The sequence below is a fragment of the Mycobacterium sp. SMC-16 genome, assembly GCF_046250085.1.
Taxonomy (GTDB): domain Bacteria; phylum Actinomycetota; class Actinomycetes; order Mycobacteriales; family Mycobacteriaceae; genus Mycobacterium; species Mycobacterium phocaicum.
In genome coordinates this window covers 2,591,491-2,609,912 of sequence record NZ_CP176427.1, presented here as the reverse complement: position 1 = coordinate 2,609,912, position 18,422 = coordinate 2,591,491, and the positions used below count along the sequence as shown (strand labels likewise).

Below are 18,422 nucleotides of genomic sequence, written 5' to 3'. Positions count from 1 at the left end.
GCACGAAAAAACTGAGGCCCCCGGCAGTATGCCGAGGGCCTCAGGAAGATACGAACCTTACGAAGTGTGGACGATCAGCACGTCGACCTTGGCGCGCCGGGCCACGTTGGCGGGCACCGAGCCCAGCAGGCGGCCGGCGATGGTGCTCAGACCGACGTTGCCGACGACCAGCAGGTCGGCGTTGGAATTCTCGGCCAGGTCGACGAGCGCGTCGACGGGAGCGCCGACGATAGCCTTCTCTTCCACCTGGGTGGCGCCTGCCGCCTCGGCACGGTCGCGTGCCTCACGCAGGATCGCGTAGATCGGCGCGTCGCCGTGGACCTTGTAGCCCTCGTCTTTCAGGACATCGGCCGCACGCTGATCATCGGCGTGCGGGAAATAGGCGGTTGCCACGACCAACTTCGCATTGGCCCCCGCGGCGATCTGGGCAGCGCGCTCCACAGCGCGCAGTGACGAATCCGATCCGTCCGTACCGACGACCACGGTCTGGTAGCCGCTCATCAATGGCCTCCCGTTATGCAGGTTTGTGTATCCGGCGTTCTGTCCGGCATCCCCGCAGACAGTAGCCGCTCAATCGTGGCCATTGGTGCGGTTTCACCACACAAGTTCGCCGGGGACACCGTGAAAAATGTGCTTTACCGGCACCGATGTTAGCGGCAGCCGCCGCAGGAGGCTTGCCGATAGTGACCAAACGAGTGGGTGTTTCGTCCCGTGAGGTGGAACGCTTCCGACCCGAGATCGTTAGCCACGACCGAAATACAACTCCTGCGTGGCAACGCACACCAATTGCCCGGCGCGGTTGTACATCGTCCCGCTGGCCAATCCACGACCCCCGATGCCGCTCGGCGAGGTCTGGTCGGACAACACCCAATCACTCAGATCCACCGGCCGGTGAAACCACAGCGCGTGGTCGATCAGCGCCGAGAAGGTGTGGGCCGGCAGCGCGCCCCGCGGGATCATCGCCGCCTCCAGCATGGTGGTGCCGGTCAGGTACGTCAGCAGACCGGCGTGCAGGGCCGGGTCGTCGGGGATGGTGTCGGTGGGGCGCCACCACATGCGCAGATGCGGCGCCGAAGCCGGCGAATCCTTGGCCAGCCGCGGGTGCGGATCGATGTACCGAAGCTCGAACGGCTGGTCGCGAACCCAGAAGCCGCCCGATTCGTCGGCGTAGTCGGCAAGCTGCTCGGCCATGGTCGGTACCGAAAGCGGTTCTGGCACATCAGGAATGGTTGCCTGATAGTCGAGCGCGTCGACCGGGGTACTGAACGACGCCAGCGCCTCGAGCAGGATCTCGCCGTCCTGGCGGGCGGTGATGCGGCGCGTCGCGAGCGTGCCGCCGTCACGTGCGGCGTCGACCTGGACCTCGACCGGCTTACGGGCATCACCGGCACGCAGGTAGTAGACGTGCAGGCTGTGCGCGCTGCGTCCCGGCGCGGTCCGACTCGCGGCCACCAGCACCTGACCGGCGAGATGACCGCCGACGATGTGGTGGCTGGGATTGTCGAGCTGAGTGGCCACGAAGTGGTGGTCATCGGTCTGATCCACCAGCAGCGTGCTCACGAGATCAGACAGAGTCGGCGAACTGTACGTCACCTGAGGCATCTTGCCCGAGGGGTTCAGACGCCCATCGGCGCCCTCTGCGAGTTATCCACAGGTTCCGCGAATTCTGTTGCGGTGCCGCAGAAGGGTGGGTAGACTCGAACACATGTTCGAACATTCTGGTATTGGGGCCGGCGGTGTGCCGGTCCACGATGCCGGCGTGGTCGACTTGATGATCCATTTCGCGCGGGTGTCGAACGTCGCCGAGTGCGGGAAGTTCCGAGCCATCGCGGACCTGGTGGCTCTGCGGGTCGATGACCAGGATGGCCGGCAGTGGTGGGCCTGCGATGGCTGGGACGCCGCGGTCGCCGAAGTCGGAGCCGCCCTCGGTCTCGGGAAGCGCGAGGCATCGGGGCAGTTGTCGATCGCGGTGGCGTTGCGGTTCCGGCTACCTCGGGTGGCGGCGGTGTTCGCCGACGGCGGGGTGTCAGCGCGGACGGCCGGGGCGATCTGCTGGCGCACCCGCCTGGTGGAGGACGCCAACACCCTGGCTGTGATCGACGCCGCGCTCGCGGGAGCGCTGTGTGAGTGGGCGGGGTTGTCCCGCAAGAAGATCGAGAAGAAGATCGACGGCTGGGTGCAGAAGTTCGACCCGGCCGCAGTCCTGAAAGTCCGCTCAGCAGCCCGCCGCCGTGGCGTCGGGGTCGGCAAACCGGACGACGAGACCGGGGTGGCCTCCATCTGGGGCGCACTCCTGGCCACCGATGCCGAACTGCTGGATCGGGTGTTGACCGAGATGGCCCGGCAAGTGTGCGACCAGGATCCGCGCACCTTCGGGCAGCGCCGCGCCGACGCCCTGGGAGTCCTGGCGGCCCGCGGGGATCGGCTGGCCTGCCAATGCGGCAATCCCGACTGCCCGGCCGCCGGGCCCGATGCCCGGGCCGCGGCGGTGATGATTCATGTGCTGACCAATGGGCTGCCGGCGCCGGTGGCGGATCCGCTGCTCAGTGGGGACCCGGCCGCGCCGCTGGTGCCCACGCCGGCCCGGTCTGCGCCGGAGCCGGTCTTCACGTCCGAGCCCCAGGCCGCGCCCGAGCCGGTCGTCGCACCTGAACCTGCGCCAGCAGCCGAGCCGGCGAACGACACGGCGCCGACGCCCACGCCGATGTCCGAGCCGGCGCCGGTGGCCGATTCGCGGCCCGCCGAAACGGTGGCGCCTGCTGCGGCCGACCCGGCAAGCGAGACCGCACCCACGCAAACGGCCGGCCCGGCACCAGAGTCATGCCCGGCACCGGTCTCGTCACCTTCGGTGGCCACTGCCGTCAAGCCTCCGGCTCCGGTGCGCACACCGGTCGGTTATGTCCTCGGCGGCGGCGTGGTGCCGCCGGCAGTGCTGGCGGACCTTGTCGCCCGGGGTGCGAAGGTTCGCACCGTCGCCTCCGCCGCCGATTTGGATGAGGTGCCGCGATACCGGCCGTCGGCCGCGATGGATGAGTTCGTGCGGATGCGGGCGATGACGTGCATGTTCCCAGGCTGCGATCACCCGGCCACCGCCTCCGATATCGACCACACGATTCCGTGGCCGGCCGGTCCCACCCATCCGGGCAACCTCAACCCCAAATGCCGCAAACACCACCTACTGAAAACCTTCTACGGCGGCCCCGACGGCTGGCAGGACCGTCAACAACCCGACGGCACCATCGTGTGGACCGCACCGACCGGGCACACCTACATCAGCGTGCCCGAAAGCCGAATCCTGTTCCCCCGCACCATCACCGACACGCCACTGCCCAATCCACCACCAGAGACCGTCGATCTGGACACCACCACGGCCCCCGGCCGGAGCATCATGATGCCCATCCGCCGCCGCACCCGCGCGCAAGACCAGGCCGACATCGACGCACAAGAGGCCGCCCGGGAAGCCTTCGCCCGCCAACGCAAAGAACGAGAAGAACGGGAAGCCGCCCGCCAAGCCGAAGAACAACAGCAATCGCAGGAGAAGGCCGAGCGCCCGCCTGCAGACAGCGACATCCCACCGCCGCTCTGAGCGGCACGTGAATACCCTGGAAAAACAAGACTTTCGGGGGTATTCACGCGTAAGTCAAAACGGGGATCAGCGGCTCCATGCTGGCTTCTCAACACCGAAGTTGCCACCGCTGACCACCTCGCGCGGAAGAATGCAGACAACCTTGCCTTCTCCATCGCTAGCCGGAGCGTACCCCTGTTACTGGTAGCTACACTGCACGTCAGGACCTTGTTGAGCACAGTTGATTTTGATGCTGAACCGGCACAGGACTTGGAGGCGGTGTAATGGAAGCCGAAACTGAAGTCGCAGGCGGAATTTCGTCCGAACTGTCGCGGTTGGCGCGAACCTTGCAGAGTCAACAGGCCATGGACCTCGATTCCGACCGCCTGTTGCTCGAGGTGACCGAAACTGCGACCCAACTGCTCCCCAAGGTCACTCATGGCGGAGTGACACTGGTTGTCAACCGTCGCCGCCGAACAGTTGAGTCGGTTGCGGCGACCGGTCCGATCCCCAGAGCGGTCGACAGGCTGCAGGACGAACTTGGCGAAGGACCCTGCCTGGAGTCGATCTGGAACCTGTACACCGTTCGGGTCGCGGACTACGCGGCCGAAACGCGCTGGCCGGCCTTCGTGGCCGCGTTGCTCGCCCAGACGCCGGTGCGCTCGAGTCTGTCCATTCAGCTGTACACCAATGAAAACGAGCTCGGCACGCTCAACTTGTACTCCGAAGACGCCGACGTCTTCACCCATGACGTCTAGGAGACCGCCCTGACGCTGGCCGCTCACGCCGCTATCGGGCTCGCCAACGCACGCCGCGGCGACGAACTCCAAAGTGCGTTGGCGTCGCGGGACATCATCGGCCAGGCCAAGGGCATCCTGATGGAACGGTTCAATGTCCCGGTGGGCGCGGCCTTCACGATGCTGACGAAATTGTCGCAGGAGCTGAACATTCCTTTGTATGAGGTCGCGCGCAAACTCATCTTCGAGGAGCACCCACCGAAATAGAAGCTCGGCAGATGATGACACCTGCCGAGCTTCTATCAGTGGAGCGAGTGACGGGATTCGAACCCGTGTGAACGGCTTTGCAGGCCGGTGCCTAGCCACTCAGCCACACCCGCACTGATGACCACAGTGCCAGTCAAGGCTCCGGCCGCCCAGGGTTGGGATCGCGGTGATTGCTACCCCTCGCAGCAATCACCGACAGGCCTGCCCACCACGGGACCGCCCTGCGGCCAGCCGGCCGGCGAGTCTTCCCACGGCTCCTGACGTCCGTACGGCGTCAGGTCCAGGAACGGATAGCCGACCGCCGAATGGTCGAGTCCCCGCGCGTACGCCGAGTATGTGTGGAACACCTCGTCGCCGTGGCGCAGGAAAACGCTGGCGCCGGGCCAGTCTCCGCGCAGGTCGTCGTCGGTCCAGCCGTCGGCGTACAGCTCGTCGAGCGATTTGTAGTTGTATTCGATCGGCGCCCGCGCCGGGTCGAGCGTCACATGGAAGTCGTAGGTGAAGTCACCATCGCGCGATGAATACCACCGAAACGTCCAGCCATGCTGATCGCGGTACCGGGCGATGCTCGCGTACGGCGCCCGGGACACGCACGCGAACGTGACGCCCTTGCCGTGCAACAGCTTTCGATCCCCTTCGGTGAAGGTGAGGTCAGCAGCGGCGGTACAACTCGGGCAGCCGGCATCGATCGCGTCGATCCACATGAAGTGGTGGATGTAGAGCTGCCTGCGACCTTCGAACATGGGGTCTGCTGCACGAATAGGTGACATCTGAGTTGGCTTGCCCAGCATGGGCGGGCTGGAAGGATGTCCCCATGGCAAGGCCCTACCCCCGCGAGTTCCGCGACGACGTCGTCCGGGTCGCTCGCAACCGCGATGACGGTGTAACGATCGAGCAGATCGCCACCGATTTCGGAGTGCACCCGATGACGCTGCAGAAATGGCTCCGTCAGGCCGACATCGACGAAGGCACCAAGCCCGGCAAGAGCGCCAGCGAGTCCGGTGAGCTGCGCGAAGCCCGACGGCGGATCAAACTGCTAGAGCAAGAGAACGAGGTGCTGCGTCGGGCCGCAGCGTATTTATCGCAGGCCAATCTGCCGGGAAAAGGGTCTACCCGCTCGTGAAAGAGCTCGCCGCCGACGGGATCCCCGTCGCGGTGACGTGCCGGGTACTCAAGCTCTCCCGCCAACCGTATTACCGCTGGCTGGCCGACCCCATCACCGAGGCCGAACTCATCGAGGCCTACCGCGCCAATGCGCTGTTCGACGCGCACGCAGACGATCCGGAGTTCGGCTACCGCTACCTCGTGGAGGAGGCGCGCGATGCCGGCGAGCCGATGGCCGAGCGCACCGCATGGCGGATCTGCTCGCAGAATCGACTGTGGAGCGTGTTTGGTAAGAAACGCGGCAAGAACGGCAAAGTCGGGCCGCCGGTGCACGACGATCTTGTCGAGCGTGACTTCACCGCTGAAGGGCCAAATCAGTTGTGGCTCAGTGACATCACTGAGCACCGCACCGGTGAGGGCAAGCTCTACCTCTGTGCGATTAAGGACGTGTTCTCCAACCGGATCGTCGGCTACAGCATCGACTCCCGAATGAAGTCACAACTGGCCATCCGGGCACTACACAGCGCGGTAGCCCGACGCGGAGATGTCGCGGGGTGCATTCTGCACTCGGATCGCGGATCTCAGTTCCGGTCAAGGAAATTCGTACACGCCTTGAATCAACACGAGATGGTCGGCTCTATGGGCCGTGTCGGAGCCGCCGGCGACAACGCCGCCATGGAGAGCTTCTTTAGCCTGCTGCAGAAGAACGTGCTCGACCGCCGCCGCTGGGACACCCGAGAACAACTCCGCATCGCGATCGTCACCTGGATCGAGCGCACCTACCACCGGCGCCGCCGCCAGTCCGGCCTCGGGCGGTTGACCCCGATCGAATTCGAAGCAATCATGACCACACCGGCCAGTCAGGCCGCGTGACCGAAACTGTCACCTGATCGTGCAGCAGACCCATGTCCAGCAGGCGGACGGCGCCATCGGGTCCGTCGAAGACGTAGTCCTTCTCGATCTTCACCATCGGGAGCCGGCGGCGTTCGGCGTTCACGGCGTCGCGCAGGTGCGTCGCTTCCCGTTCCCGGGCCAGCAGCTTCGTGCGAGCCCCGGTCCATTCCTCCCGCGTGACGACATCGGGATAGGCGGTTGGTTGCGCGGACATGGCATCACTCCTCAAATCGGCCTATACGAATACAGACTTCGACTGCCGCCAAAAGTCATCGGCGCGCGTTAGTTTGTCCCTCATGGAGTGGCTGGCAGATCCTGCCTTTTTCGGCGGGCCCGGGCAGGGCTCGCGACAGATCATCGAACTCGTGGTCGCGTTCGGCCTGACCGCACTGATCGGACTGGAACGAGAAATTCAGGGCAAGAGTGCTGGCCTGCGCACGCAGACGATCGTCGGCACTGCGGCCGCCTTGATCATGCTGGTGAGCAAGTACGGGTTCGGCGACGTGCTGACCCCCGGCCTCGTCGTGGTCGACCCATCACGTGTGGCGGCCCAGATCGTCTCGGGCATCGGCTTCCTCGGTGCGGGCATCATCATCGTGCGCCGGGGCTCGGTGCACGGCCTGACCACCGCCGCGTCGGTGTGGGAGTCGGCGGCAATCGGCATGGCGGCCGGCGCCGGACTGTTGCTGCTCGCGTCGGTGATGACCGCCATGCACCTGCTGATCATCGTGGGCTTCATGCCGCTGGCACGACGGCTGGCTTCGCGCTTGGGCGGGTCGGTCCGCCTGCACATCACCTACGCCGACGACCGCGGCGTCCTACGGGATGTGTTGCAGGCGTGTGGCCGACGCGATTGGCAGATCACCGACCTCGAAACCGATCCGCCCGGGGAACCGCTCGGTGCACCGCCCGGCCATGTCGGGGTGCAGCTGACGCTCGGCGGCGCCGGCGTCCTACGGGCCGCGTCGGTGCTGGCTCTGATCGATGGCGTGGCGGGTATTCGCCAACTGCAGGAAGACCCCGATTAACCGATCGCCCGGCTGACGTGTCCGGCGATCAGCTCGTACACGCCGCGCGTGACGTCCGTCGCGTTACTCATGATGTTGTAGCCGTGGTCGACGCCGGGCACCTCGTGGTACTCCGCCAGGGCACCGACGGCGTCCAGTTTCTGGGCATACCGCCATGCCTCATCGCGCAGCCGGTCGTACTCAGCGGTGACGATCAACGCGGGAGCGATGCCGCCGATGCCGTCGGCGTTGTTGCCCCAGGCCGGCGAGGCCAGCCGATCGCGGCGCTGCGCGGGGTCCGGGATGTACGCGGTGTCGAACACTTCGCTCATCCACGGCCGCATGATTGCCTTGGCGCCCAACGGAGAGTGTTTGTCCTTGCTCGCCGTCACCAGATCCAGTGGCGCATAGTGCAACATCTGCAGCTTGAGGTCGGGTCCGCCCTGCTCAGACGCGAGCCGAGCCGCGGCCGCCGACAGACTGCCGCCCGCGCTCTGACCTCCTACGCAGAGCTTGCTGCCGTCCCACTCGCGTACGGCAGCCGATGCCCAGACCAGAACGTCGTACACCTGCTCGACGGGCGTCGGAAACCGGTGTCCCGGCGCCAGCACGTAATCCGTATTCACCACAACCACATTCGCGTGCGCGGCAAGGAAACGGCACCAGGGATCGTCCTGTTCACGGTGGCCGACGACGAAGCCACCACCATGGACGTTCACGTAGACGCCTGCCGCCTGGCCACTCGGCTCTGGCCAGTACACCGTTGCCGCCGTGTCGCCGTGCCGGGTCGGAATCACCACCGGCGTTGTGTTGCCGGGGATTTCAGGAAATCGAACGCCCGGTTTCGGCGCGGGATTGATGGTCGACGAGAACAGCCGTGCGACAGCGTCAGCGACGACGGGCCTGGCAAGGATTGACACGAAACCGACTGTACCGACGCCGGACCCGAAGCCGTCGAACGCGACTAACCCACGCCCTTACCGGCCCGGAACGACGCCACGCCACCGAGTGCCGCGAGCCCGGCGAAGACGGCGAACAACCAACTGGCCCCGACGGCATCGGGCCGATCGACCGTGTTGACGACGATGCCGGCCAGGCCGGCGCCGAACGCCCCACAGATCAGCTGCACCGTGTTGATCGCCGCCGCGGCCACCGTGCCCTGCGCGGGATCGTCGACCCGGCCCATCGCCCACACCGACAGGTGGGGCCACGCCATGCCGACGCCGATGCCGGTGACCAGAAGCGAGAACGCCCAGACCGCGACCACCGCCGGCGACGCCCCGTCGACCTGGCTCAGCGCCGCGGCGGCCAGTCCGATCGCCATCACCAGCGGTGCCGCCGCCACGATGCGCACGGTCCGGCCGGGTGTGGTGACCGAGGCACTGACGATCTCACTCACCGTCCAGCCCACGCTCAGCGCCACCGCGAGAAAGCCCGCCGCCAACGGCACCAGACCGGCCAGCCGCTGCCCGTACAGCGGCACGTACATGTCTGCCATGGTGGCCGCCATCAATACGCCCAGGGTCACGTAGATCCACTTGAACGGGCCGGGCCCGTAGGCGGTCTGCGGCAGCACGCTCACCGGCATCCGGCGATCCACGACGATGAAGACTCCGACCAGCGCCACGCCGGCAGCCAGCAGCACGACCATCACCGGCACGCTGCGCTGGATGCCCGCGACGCTGATCGCCATGGCCGCGAAGCCGAGAATCATCAACGACCACACCGGAATCCGGAACGGCTCGCGTTCGCGATCAGCGGACCTGCCCGGCAGGCTCAACGGCACCAGGACCATCACCGCGACGGTGAGGATCGCCAGCGCGCCGAACGCCCAGCGCCACACGCCCAATTGCGCGAACAAGCCACCGGACGAGGGCCCGAGCAGCGTCCCGACGCCCCACATCGCCGACACCAGGGCCGACGCCTTGGGCCAAAGCGATTGCGGCAGAGCCGTATTGATCACGGCATACCCCAGCCCGGCCAGCATGCCACCGGCGGCGCCCTGCACCACTCGGCCGGCGAGCATCACCTCCATGGTCGGCGCCAGCGCGCACATGAAGCTGCCGAGCGCGAAAACGCTGAACCCCAACAGATATGAACGCCGCGGGCCGAACCGGGCCACCATGCCGCTGACGGTCGTTGCCGCCATCACCGATGCCACCAGGTACACCGTCGTGACCCACGCGTACAGCCGCCCGCCGCCGATGTCGTTGACGGCACTGGGCAGCAGGCTGATGGTCAAGAACTCGTTGGTCGCGTACAGCGCGACGCCGCCGGCCAGCACCGTCGACGCACCCAGATACCTGGGACCCAGCAGTTCCCGCCAGCTGCCGATCGTCACGGTCTCGGCGCGCATGTCGGTCACGTCCGCGACGCTAGGGGCTCAACCGCGGTTGAGGTCAAGGACCGCTCATTTCAACCCGGCCGCATCCATCCCGCGCAGCTCCTTCTTCAAGTCGGCCACCTCGTCACGAATGCGGGCGGCGAGCTCGAACTGCAGGTCCCGGGCCGCGTTCATCATCTGCGCGGTGAGGTCCTTGATCAGGTCCGCCAACTCGGCACGCGGCATGTTCGCCGTGTCGCGGCCCTCGACGATGCCGGCGCTGACCGCGCGCCCCGGCTCGCCCTGTGCCCGGCGACCGCGGGAGGCATTGCGGCCCGAACCGCCAACCGGAACGGACTCGGTGGCATCCTCCGTATCAGCGGCCTCGCGGTACACCTGGTCGAGGATGTCGGCGATCTTCTTCCGCAGCGGCTGCGGGTCGATCCCATTCTCCTCGTTGTAGGCGATCTGCTTGGCGCGGCGACGCTCGGTCTCCTCGATGGCCGCCTGCATGGAGTCGGTGATCTTGTCGGCGTACATGTGCACCTCGCCGGACACGTTGCGCGCCGCGCGACCGATGGTCTGGATCAGGCTTCGCGTCGAGCGCAGGAAGCCCTCTTTGTCGGCGTCGAGGATCGCCACCAGCGACACCTCGGGCAGGTCCAGGCCCTCACGCAGCAGGTTGATGCCGACCAGGACGTCGTAGTCACCGAGCCGCAACTGGCGTAGCAGCTCCACGCGGCGCAGCGTGTCGACCTCGGAGTGCAGGTAGCGCACCCTGATGCCGGTTTCCAGCAGATAGTCGGTGAGGTCCTCGGCCATCTTCTTGGTCAGCGTGGTGACCAGCACGCGCTCGTCGCGCTCGGTGCGTTTGCGGATTTCCCCGATGAGGTCGTCGATCTGGCCCTTGGTCGGTTTGACGACGATCTGGGGGTCGACCAGGCCCGTGGGCCGGATGACCTGCTCGACGAACTCGCCGCCGGACTGCGCCATCTCGTAGGAACCGGGCGTCGCCGACAGGTAGACCGTCTGACCGATGCGGTCGGCGAACTCCTCCCAGGTCAGCGGCCGGTTGTCGACTGCCGACGGCAACCGGAACCCGAAGTCGACGAGGTTGCGCTTGCGGGACATGTCGCCCTCGTACATGGCGCCGATCTGCGGCACCGTCACGTGGGATTCGTCGATGACCAGCAGGAAGTCCTCGGGGAAGTAGTCCAGCAGCGTCGCCGGTGCCGAACCGGCGGCACGGCCGTCGATGTGCCGCGAGTAGTTCTCGATGCCCGAGCAGAACCCGACCTGCTTCATCATCTCGACGTCGTAGTTGGTGCGCATCCGCAGCCGCTGCGCCTCCAGCAGCTTGCCCTGGCCTTCCAGCTGGGCGAGCCGCTCCTCCAGCTCCTGCTCGATGGTCGAGATGGCCATGGCCATGCGCTCGGGACCCGCCACATAGTGGGTGGCCGGGAAGATGCGCAACGAGTCGACCTTGCGCACCACGTCGCCGGTCAGCGGGTGCAGGTAGTAGAGCGCCTCGACCTCGTCACCGAAGAACTCGATGCGCACCGCCAGTTCCTCGTAGGACGGGATGATCTCGACGGTGTCGCCGCGCACCCGGAACGAGCCGCGGGTGAACGCCACGTCGTTGCGGTTGTACTGGATGTCGACCAGCAGGCGCAGCAGCCCGTCGCGCGGCACGTCGTCGCCGACCTTGAGCTCGACGGAGCGGTCCATGTACGACTGCGGGGTACCCAGGCCGTAGATGCAGGACACCGAGGCCACCACCACGACGTCGCGGCGTGACAGCAGGCTCGACGTCGCCGAGTGCCGCAGCCGCTCGACGTCGTCGTTGATCGAGCTGTCCTTCTCGATGTAGGTGTCGGTCTGGGCGATGTACGCCTCGGGCTGGTAGTAGTCGTAGTACGAGACGAAGTACTCGACGGCGTTGTGCGGCAACATCTCCCGCAGCTCGTTGGCGAGCTGGGCGGCCAGCGTCTTGTTGGGCGCCATCACCAGGGTGGGGCGCTGCAGCCGCTCGATGAGCCAGGCGGTGGTCGCGGACTTGCCGGTGCCGGTGGCACCGAGCAGCACCACGTCGCGCTCGCCGGCGGAGATCCGGCGCTCGAGTTCGTCGATGGCTGCCGGCTGGTCACCCGCCGGTTCGTACTGACTGACCACTTCGAAGCGCCCGCCGGCCCGCACCATGGCGTCGACCGGCCGGTATTCCGAGTGCGCGAGGACGGGGTATTCGGTCGCGAAGGCCATGAGTACCAGGGTAGAGGCGGGCACCGACATTGATGATGGAAGAGCGTTACCGCGCGGGTCGTGGCTCTGGCACTGACTGACGCCCTACTGGGTTGTCTTTAACCTGATTTGCCCGGCCCGTGTGGTGCGCGTCTTGTTCACACCGGACAGGACGGACATGACTTAATCAGGAGCCTGGCCGTTCCTCATCAATGTCTTGTCTGCCCGCCCTGGCCGGTGTGTGCCCCGCCCAACGCTGGTCAGAAGGGACACCATCATCTTGACAGAATCTGCGCTCATCGTCGCCGGTGCGGACACCCACCTCGACACCATCCACGTCGCCGCGATCACCACGACCGGCGCCACCCTCGGCGACAAGGAGTTCCCCACCACCGGCGCCGGGTACGCCGCGGCGATCGCATTCCTCATGACACTGGGCCACATTGTGCGCATCGGTGTGGAAGGCACCGCCAGCTACGGCGCCGGGTTCACCCGGGCCTTAACCGCCGCGGGGATCGAGGTGGTGGAGGTGACGAGAGCGGTCAAGTCCACCCGCCGACTCAAAGGAAAATCCGACCCGCTCGACGCGTACAGCGCCGCCCGCACCGTGTTGGCCGGCGAGGGCCTGGCCACCCCCAAAGACGATGCCACCACCGGATTGCGTGCCCTGCACATCGCTCGTCGTTCGGCGGTCAAGCACCGCACCGCGGTGATCAACCAGATCAAAGCCATGCTGATATCGGCGCCGGATGCGGTGCGTGAAAAGTACCGTGGCTTAACAACATTGAAGTTGATCGAGGCCATCGCCCGCTGCCGCCCCGACACTGTGGCCGACACGTGGGCACAGTCGCTGCTCACCGCGGCCAAGATGCTCGCCCAACGCGTGCAATTCCTCGAAACCCAAGCCGAAACCCTGCAAACGCAGATCGATGCCCTTGTCGCCAAGGCCAACCCCGGCCTGCGCGCTGCCTACGGTGTCGGCCCGGACACCGCCGCCCAGCTATTGATCACCGCCGGAGCCAACCCGCACCGGCTGCACAGTGAAGCCGCGTTCGCCGCTCTGTGCGGCACCGCGCCAGTGCCGGCGTCCTCGGGTAAGACCAACCGGCACCGCCTATCGCGCGGCGGTGACCGCGCCGCCAACAACGCGCTGCACCGCATCGCCCTGGTGCGCATGTCCAGTCACCAGTCGACCAAGGACTACGTGCAACGACAGCTCGCCAAGGGCCACAACAAAATGGAGATCCTGCGCAAACTCAAACGGGCCATCGCCCGCGAAGTCTTCAAACTCCTGACCCGCCAGATCGCAGTACCTGAATACAACGACCTACGGCCAGCCCGGCAATCCAAAAACATCACCGTCACCGCCGCTGCGAACCACTTCGGCGTCTGGCCCACCGTCATCTCCCGCATCGAACGCGGACTACAACGCGACGACGCCCTGGCTGATCAATACAGATCATGGCTCCAAGCTGCTTGACACCAATAGGAGCATCAGATCTTGCATGCTCGATCCGGCCGGAGGACCTCACGGCCGTCACGGTCCCCCGCCAATCAGTACCCTTCGAAACGTGAGCTCCCGAATCGCCCGTCTCGGCTCCCGGTTGCTGAGCCGCGTCCTCGACGTCCCGCCGCCGACGACGGATTACACCGTCAGTCGCGTCACCACCCCGATGCGGGACGGCGTCGAACTCGTCGGCAGCCACTACGCCCCCACCGGCACCGCCAAAGGCACCCTGTTGGTCCGCTGCCCCTACGGACGCGGTTTCCCGTTCGGCCCGGCCTTCGGTGCGGCGTACGCCCGCCGCGGCTACCACGTGCTGCTGCAGAGCGTGCGTGGCACGTTCGGCTCCGGTGGCGACTTCGAACCGATGGTCAACGAGATCGCCGACGCCGTGGACACCGCGGCCTGGTTGCGCGATCAGCCGTGGTTCACCGGGTCGTTCGCGACAATCGGGTTGTCGTACCTGGGCTTCACCCAGTGGGCGCTGCTCACCGATCCCCCGCCCGAGCTCAAGGCCGCAATCATCATGGTCGGCCCGCACGACTTCGCCGAATCAACCTGGGGCACCGGCGCTTTCACGCTCGACAACTTCCTGGGCTGGAGCGACATGATGGCGCACCAGGAAGATCCACCTCTGGCCGTGCTGACCCGGCGCTTTCGGGCACCGCGCCTGGTCGCCCGCACGCACGACCAGGTGCCGGCCGGAGCCGCCGGACGCCGGCTACTGGGTTCCGGAGCGACCTGGTACGAATCCTGGCTGAGCCACCCCGACGGCACCGACCCGTTCTGGGAGAACATGGCCTTCAGCGACACGCTCGACAAGGTCGACGTGCCGGTGCTCCTCATCGGTGGCTGGCAGGACCTTTTCCTGGAGCAGACCCTGACGCAGTTCCAGCGCCTGAAATCGCGTGGCGTGCCGACCGCCGTCACCATCGGATCGTGGACCCACACCCAGGTGATGACCCGCGGCGGCGCCACGGTGCTGCGCGAATCCCTGGCGTGGCTCGACACCCACCTGGCCGAGCGCGCGCCGGCATCCGAACGGGCGGCCGTCCGGGTCGAGGTCAACGGACAGGGCTGGCTGACCATGCCGGACTGGCCACCGGCTGCCACCGAACTCGAGCTCCACCTGCAACCGGCGCACCGGCTCAGCGCCGCCACGCCCGCCGATACCGCACCGCCGTCACGGTTCACCTTCGATCCCGCGGCGCCGACGCCCACGCTGGGCGGCCGGCTGCTGTCGTCGTCGGCGGGCTACCAGGAGGACTCCGCCCTCAGCCGGCGGCCCGACGTCGTCGACTTCACCGGTGAGCCGCTCACCGAAGACCTGTACCTGGTCGGCACGCCGGTGATCGAGCTGACGCAGTCCTGCGACAACCCCAACCGGGACATCTTCGTCCGGCTCAGCGTGGTCGACGTTAACGGCAAGTCCCGCAACGTCAGCGATGGATTCCGCAGGCTCACAACACCTTCCGACGAACCCGAGACCATCCGGCTCGAGCTCGACGCCGTCGCGCACCGGATCCCGGCCGGGTCCCGGCTACGGGTGATCGTCGCGGGCGGCTGCCACCCCCGTTACGACCGCAACCTCGGCACCGGCGAGCCCGTCGTCTCCGGCGAGCGCATGGTGCCGGCCACGCACACGATCCATCACGGGACGGGCGGGGTGTCGCGGCTGCTGCTACCGACGGTGGCGCTGTCAGCCGACTGAGTCACGCACCCGCTGGGCGACGGCGGCCAGCGCCGCGTCGTCGTGCACCGGCGAGCCCCACTCGGGTGTGACGGGCAGCTCCACCCAGCTGCGGCAGCCGGCGTAGTCCGGCGTGCGCGGCAGCCGCACCGGAGCCACGAGCGGTTTCGCCTGCACCACCAGGACCGTCAGCCGGTGCCGGGGCCGGAAATCCAGCCGGTCGTTCTGAACGGACTCAGCGGTCCAGATATGAAGATCGGCGATGGCGTCCAACTGCTCCGGGCGCTCGACTGCCACGGCGGCAACGACTTTCGCGCCACCGCGCACAACCACCTCGGTATCGGTGCTGTCCCCGGCCGCCCGGTTCAGCAGATCGGTGAATTCGGGCCGGACCCGTTGCGCGTGGCTGTGCTCGACCGTCGGGAAGAACACGAACTCCGGCGCCGATACCTCGAAACGCTTCTCCCCGATGCCACCCTTGCGCAACAGGACCGTCTGCCGCCCGTCGAGCAGCGCCTGGACCGCCGCGCCCCACTCCTTGAGCGCGGGCGAATTCACTTGGCGGCCAACCTCGCCTGCACCTCGGGCCGCCGCAACGGCGGCACCGTCTTGGGCGGCTGCCGACGGGCCGGCAGCTGGTCCAACAGCCTCTCGGTGACGGCCGTGACCTCCGCGACGGCGGCTTCGAAAGCATCGACGTTGGCAGCGGTGGGACGGGTGATCCCGCTGACCTTACGGATGTACTGACGCGCGGCGGCCTCGATCTCCTCGGCCGTGGCGGCCGGCTCCAGGCCACGCAGTTCGGTGATGTTGCGGCACATGCCCTCCACGATAGGCCCGTCCAGGCCGCAAGTTACGGTGTCGGTGGGTGACCGCAACGCAAGGAGCCAACGTGACCGACGTCCTACTGATCGACACCACCGACCGGGTTCGCACCCTGACGCTGAACCGGCCCAAGTCCCGGAACGCGCTGTCCTACGAGCTGCGCGACGCCTTCTACGGCGCACTGCGCCAGGCCGAGGCCGACCCGGACGTCGACGTGGTGATCCTGACGGGCGCCGACCCGGTGTTCTGCGCCGGCCTCGACCTCAAAGAACTCGGCGAAGGCGCGGATCTGCCGGACATCTCGCCGAAGTGGCCCAACATGACCAAGCCCGTGATCGGCGCCATCAACGGCGCGGCCGTCACCGGCGGCCTGGAACTCGCCCTGTACTGCGACATCCTGATCGCCTCCGAGAACGCAAAGTTCGCCGACACCCACGCCCGCGTCGGGCTGCTGCCGACGTGGGGCCTCAGTGTGCGGCTGCCGCAGAAGGCCGGCGTCGGCCTGGCCCGCAGGATGAGCCTGACCGGCGATTACCTGTCGGCGGCCGAGGCGCTGCGCGCCGGGCTGGTAACCGAGGTGGTGCCGCACGACGAGCTGCTCCCGACGGCGCGCCGCGTGGCCGCCTCGATCGTCGGGAACAACCAGAACGCCGTGCGCGCGCTGCTGGACTCGTACCACAAGATCGACGGCTCCCAGACCGACGCCGGGCTGTGGATCGAAGCCGCATCGGCCCGGAAGTGGATGGACGCGTCCAGCGGCAACGACATCGCCGCCAACCGCGACGCCGTCATGCAGCGCGGCCGCACCCAGGTGTAATTCCCGCGAGCGACCGTGTTTGTACGCCGACACGCCGCTCCAGCTGTACAAGAACGTCCCGCTCACCAGCGGTGAGCGGGACGTTTCTGTACGGAACCCTCGGTGTGTCGGCGTACAAACACGCACGCTCGCGCAAGGCGCGCCAGTTACGCCCAGCGACCGGACAACGCGCGCCAGCCGACGAAGACGAGCCGCAGCACCAAAAATGTGCTGAGCCCGGACCAGATGCCGGCCAGGCCCCACCCGAAGGCCAGCGACAGCCAGATCAGCGGCAGGAAGCCGACGAGCCCGCTGATCAGGGTGGCGTTGCGCATGAACTTCGCGTCACCCGCGCCCAGCAGCACCCCGTCGAGGGCGAAAACGATCCCGGCGATGGGCAATTGGGCCACCATGAACCACCACGGGATGCCGATCTGGTCGCGCACCGCATGATCGGCGGTGAACACTGCCGGCAGCACGCCGGAGCCGAGTGCGAACACGGCCGCGAGCACCGTCGCCGCAGCGGCCGAGTAGACCGTCACGCGCCGCGCCACAGTCTTGGCGTGCGCCGGCTCCCCCGCGCCGAGCGCCGCGCCGACCAGCGACTGCGCCGCGATGGCCAGCGAATCCAGCACCAGCGCAAGGAAATTCCACAGCTGCAGCACCACCTGATGGGCGGCGACGGCGGCCGCACCGAACCGGGCCGCGACCGCGCCGGCAGACAGGAAACACACCTGGAACGCCAGGGACCGCAGCACCAGGTCGCGCCCCATGGTCAGTTGGGCGCGCAGCACGTCCGGCCGCAGCCGCAGCGAAACCCGTTCGGACAACAACGCATACCCGAAAAGCGCCGCGGCGAGCCACTGCCCCACGAGGTTCGCCACCGCAGAGCCCGTCAGGCCCAGCCGCGGCAATCCGAGCCACCCGAACACCAGCAGTGGACACAGCACCGCTGAAACACCCACGCCGACAAGCACATACCGCAGCGGCCGCACGGTGTCCTGCACGCCACGCAGCCAGCCGTTGCCGGCCATGGACATCAGGATCGCCGGTACCGCGAGGACTGCGATGCGCAGCCACGGCAGTGCCGTCTCCGCGATGCCGCCGCGTGATCCGGCGATGGCCGTGAGCAGAAACGGCGCCAACGCCTGCACCACCACCACGATGAGCGCGCCGACAGCCAGCGCCAGCCAGGTGGCCTGTACGCCCTCCCCGACCGCACCGGCCCGGTCACCGGCGCCGAAGCTCCGGGCCGACCGTGACGTCGTCCCGTACGACAGGAAGGTCAGCTGCGACCCGACGAGACTGAGGATCAAGCCGCCGACCGCCAGACCTGCCAAGGGAAGTGCGCCCAACCGGCCGACGACCGCGGTGTCCAGCAGCAGGTAGATCGGCTCGGCGGCCAGCACGCCGAGCGCGGGGAAAGCGAGCCCCGCGATGCGCCGGCCCGTTACCTCGGTGGTCATGACGCG

General features: G+C 67.2%; 18 protein-coding genes and 1 tRNA gene. 8 read left to right on the top strand and 11 right to left on the bottom strand.

Annotated features, from left to right (window positions below; translation table 11 throughout):
- Positions 1-57: 57 nt before the first annotated feature.
- Positions 58-501 (bottom strand): universal stress protein, encoded by a 444-nt coding sequence (locus ACJEIK_RS12610; RefSeq protein WP_020103294.1) that lies wholly within the window; start codon positions 499-501, stop codon positions 58-60.
- A gap of 240 nt (positions 502-741) precedes the next feature.
- Positions 742-1,602 carry an acyl-CoA thioesterase gene (locus tag ACJEIK_RS12605; protein WP_133428190.1) on the bottom strand — a complete coding sequence of 287 codons (861 nt, stop codon included), beginning with the start codon at positions 1,600-1,602 and terminating at the stop codon, positions 742-744.
- Between the two features lie 103 nt (positions 1,603-1,705).
- Here ACJEIK_RS12605 and ACJEIK_RS12600 point away from each other — a divergent pair, with 103 nt between their 5' ends.
- The 3 genes from ACJEIK_RS12600 (at position 1,706) to ACJEIK_RS12590 (ending at position 4,569) form a co-directional block, all read left to right on the top strand.
- Entirely contained in the window at positions 1,706-3,586 is a 1,881-nt protein-coding gene (locus tag ACJEIK_RS12600; RefSeq protein WP_409431544.1) for a DUF222 domain-containing protein, read from the top strand.
- Positions 3,587-3,930: 344 nt separating this feature from the next.
- Positions 3,931-4,323, top strand: a complete 393-nt coding sequence (locus ACJEIK_RS12595) for a GAF domain-containing protein (RefSeq protein ID WP_234785535.1) — start codon at positions 3,931-3,933, stop codon at positions 4,321-4,323.
- Positions 4,324-4,401: 78 nt separating this feature from the next.
- Positions 4,402-4,569, top strand: coding sequence for an ANTAR domain-containing protein (locus ACJEIK_RS12590; RefSeq protein ID WP_234785534.1), 168 nt, complete (start codon positions 4,402-4,404; stop codon positions 4,567-4,569).
- Between the two features lie 39 nt (positions 4,570-4,608).
- Here the strand turns inward: ACJEIK_RS12590 and ACJEIK_RS12585 are convergent.
- Both ACJEIK_RS12585 and ACJEIK_RS12580 read right to left on the bottom strand, forming a co-directional pair.
- Positions 4,609-4,682, bottom strand: a tRNA-Cys gene (locus tag ACJEIK_RS12585).
- Between the two features lie 60 nt (positions 4,683-4,742).
- A complete protein-coding gene (locus ACJEIK_RS12580; protein WP_409431543.1) occupies positions 4,743-5,312 on the bottom strand; it encodes a DUF899 family protein in 570 nt (189 codons plus the stop codon).
- A gap of 71 nt (positions 5,313-5,383) precedes the next feature.
- On the opposite strand from ACJEIK_RS12580, the gene ACJEIK_RS12575 reads away from it, so the two are divergent.
- Positions 5,384-6,546, top strand: a protein-coding gene (locus tag ACJEIK_RS12575; protein WP_099156389.1) for an IS3 family transposase whose coding sequence is annotated in 2 segments (ribosomal slippage) — positions 5,384-5,668 and positions 5,671-6,546 — 1,161 coding nt in all. Because the reading frame shifts where the segments join, the coding sequence is not laid out codon by codon here.
- Here ACJEIK_RS12575 and ACJEIK_RS12570 read toward each other — a convergent pair.
- Positions 6,515-6,781 carry a DUF899 family protein gene (locus tag ACJEIK_RS12570; RefSeq protein WP_409431542.1) on the bottom strand — a complete coding sequence of 89 codons (267 nt, stop codon included), beginning with the start codon at positions 6,779-6,781 and terminating at the stop codon, positions 6,515-6,517. The two genes, ACJEIK_RS12575 and ACJEIK_RS12570, sit on opposite strands and share 32 nt — an antisense overlap.
- A gap of 82 nt (positions 6,782-6,863) precedes the next feature.
- Here ACJEIK_RS12570 and ACJEIK_RS12565 point away from each other — a divergent pair, with 82 nt between their 5' ends.
- Positions 6,864-7,595, top strand: coding sequence for an MgtC/SapB family protein (locus tag ACJEIK_RS12565; protein ID WP_061006759.1), 732 nt, complete (start codon positions 6,864-6,866; stop codon positions 7,593-7,595).
- Here the strand turns inward: ACJEIK_RS12565 and ACJEIK_RS12560 are convergent.
- The 3 genes from ACJEIK_RS12560 to uvrB are packed head-to-tail and all read right to left on the bottom strand — an operon-like array spanning position 7,592 to position 12,156.
- Positions 7,592-8,494, bottom strand: coding sequence for an alpha/beta hydrolase (locus ACJEIK_RS12560; RefSeq protein ID WP_409431541.1), 903 nt, complete (start codon positions 8,492-8,494; stop codon positions 7,592-7,594). The two genes, ACJEIK_RS12565 and ACJEIK_RS12560, sit on opposite strands and share 4 nt — an antisense overlap.
- Positions 8,495-8,538: 44 nt before the next feature.
- Complete coding sequence (locus ACJEIK_RS12555) at positions 8,539-9,939, bottom strand: MFS transporter (protein ID WP_409431540.1); 1,401 nt, start codon at positions 9,937-9,939, stop codon at positions 8,539-8,541.
- A 45-nt stretch (positions 9,940-9,984) separates the two neighbouring features.
- Positions 9,985-12,156 (bottom strand): excinuclease ABC subunit UvrB, encoded by a 2,172-nt coding sequence (uvrB, locus tag ACJEIK_RS12550; RefSeq protein WP_138249705.1) that lies wholly within the window; start codon positions 12,154-12,156, stop codon positions 9,985-9,987.
- A gap of 259 nt (positions 12,157-12,415) precedes the next feature.
- On the opposite strand from uvrB, the gene ACJEIK_RS12545 reads away from it, so the two are divergent.
- Both ACJEIK_RS12545 and ACJEIK_RS12540 read left to right on the top strand, forming a co-directional pair.
- The gene (locus ACJEIK_RS12545) at positions 12,416-13,615 is read left to right on the top strand and encodes an IS110 family transposase (RefSeq protein WP_133426027.1); all 1,200 of its coding nucleotides are present in this window, start codon (positions 12,416-12,418) and stop codon (positions 13,613-13,615) included.
- Positions 13,616-13,640: 25 nt separating this feature from the next.
- Positions 13,641-15,350, top strand: coding sequence for a CocE/NonD family hydrolase (locus ACJEIK_RS12540; RefSeq protein ID WP_082762152.1), 1,710 nt, complete (start codon positions 13,641-13,643; stop codon positions 15,348-15,350).
- Here ACJEIK_RS12540 and ACJEIK_RS12535 read toward each other — a convergent pair.
- A complete protein-coding gene (locus ACJEIK_RS12535) occupies positions 15,339-15,887 on the bottom strand; it encodes a DUF1802 family protein (RefSeq protein ID WP_060999651.1) in 549 nt (182 codons plus the stop codon). The two genes, ACJEIK_RS12540 and ACJEIK_RS12535, sit on opposite strands and share 12 nt — an antisense overlap.
- On the bottom strand, positions 15,884-16,150 hold the full coding sequence (locus ACJEIK_RS12530; RefSeq protein WP_060999751.1) for a DUF2277 domain-containing protein: 267 nt from the start codon (positions 16,148-16,150) through the stop codon (positions 15,884-15,886). The genes ACJEIK_RS12535 and ACJEIK_RS12530 overlap by 4 nt, the downstream gene beginning before the upstream one ends.
- 71 nt (positions 16,151-16,221) lie before the next feature.
- Here ACJEIK_RS12530 and ACJEIK_RS12525 point away from each other — a divergent pair, with 71 nt between their 5' ends.
- The gene (locus ACJEIK_RS12525; protein ID WP_020101948.1) at positions 16,222-16,971 is read left to right on the top strand and encodes an enoyl-CoA hydratase; all 750 of its coding nucleotides are present in this window, start codon (positions 16,222-16,224) and stop codon (positions 16,969-16,971) included.
- A 146-nt stretch (positions 16,972-17,117) separates the two neighbouring features.
- Here ACJEIK_RS12525 and ACJEIK_RS12520 read toward each other — a convergent pair whose 3' ends face one another.
- Positions 17,118-18,416, bottom strand: a complete 1,299-nt coding sequence (locus ACJEIK_RS12520) for an MATE family efflux transporter (RefSeq protein WP_061010476.1) — start codon at positions 18,414-18,416, stop codon at positions 17,118-17,120.
- Between the last annotated feature and the right edge of the window lie 6 nt (positions 18,417-18,422).

Excerpts from the sequence above, each read along its gene's own strand:
- ACJEIK_RS12610 (WP_020103294.1), bottom strand. The coding sequence starts at position 501 with ATGAGCGGCTACCAGACCGTGGTCGTCGGTACGGACGGATCGGATTCG.
- ACJEIK_RS12605 (WP_133428190.1), bottom strand. The coding sequence starts at position 1,602 with ATGCCTCAGGTGACGTACAGTTCGCCGACTCTGTCTGATCTCGTGAGC.
- ACJEIK_RS12600 (WP_409431544.1), top strand. The coding sequence starts at position 1,706 with ATGTTCGAACATTCTGGTATTGGGGCCGGCGGTGTGCCGGTCCACGAT.
- ACJEIK_RS12595 (WP_234785535.1), top strand. The coding sequence starts at position 3,931 with ATGGACCTCGATTCCGACCGCCTGTTGCTCGAGGTGACCGAAACTGCG.
- ACJEIK_RS12580 (WP_409431543.1), bottom strand. The coding sequence starts at position 5,312 with ATGTTCGAAGGTCGCAGGCAGCTCTACATCCACCACTTCATGTGGATC.
- ACJEIK_RS12570 (WP_409431542.1), bottom strand. The coding sequence starts at position 6,781 with ATGTCCGCGCAACCAACCGCCTATCCCGATGTCGTCACGCGGGAGGAA.
- ACJEIK_RS12565 (WP_061006759.1), top strand. The coding sequence starts at position 6,864 with ATGGAGTGGCTGGCAGATCCTGCCTTTTTCGGCGGGCCCGGGCAGGGC.
- uvrB (WP_138249705.1), bottom strand. The coding sequence starts at position 12,156 with ATGGCCTTCGCGACCGAATACCCCGTCCTCGCGCACTCGGAATACCGG.
- ACJEIK_RS12540 (WP_082762152.1), top strand. The coding sequence starts at position 13,641 with ATGCTCGATCCGGCCGGAGGACCTCACGGCCGTCACGGTCCCCCGCCA.
- ACJEIK_RS12530 (WP_060999751.1), bottom strand. The coding sequence starts at position 16,150 with ATGTGCCGCAACATCACCGAACTGCGTGGCCTGGAGCCGGCCGCCACG.
- ACJEIK_RS12520 (WP_061010476.1), bottom strand. The coding sequence starts at position 18,416 with ATGACCACCGAGGTAACGGGCCGGCGCATCGCGGGGCTCGCTTTCCCC.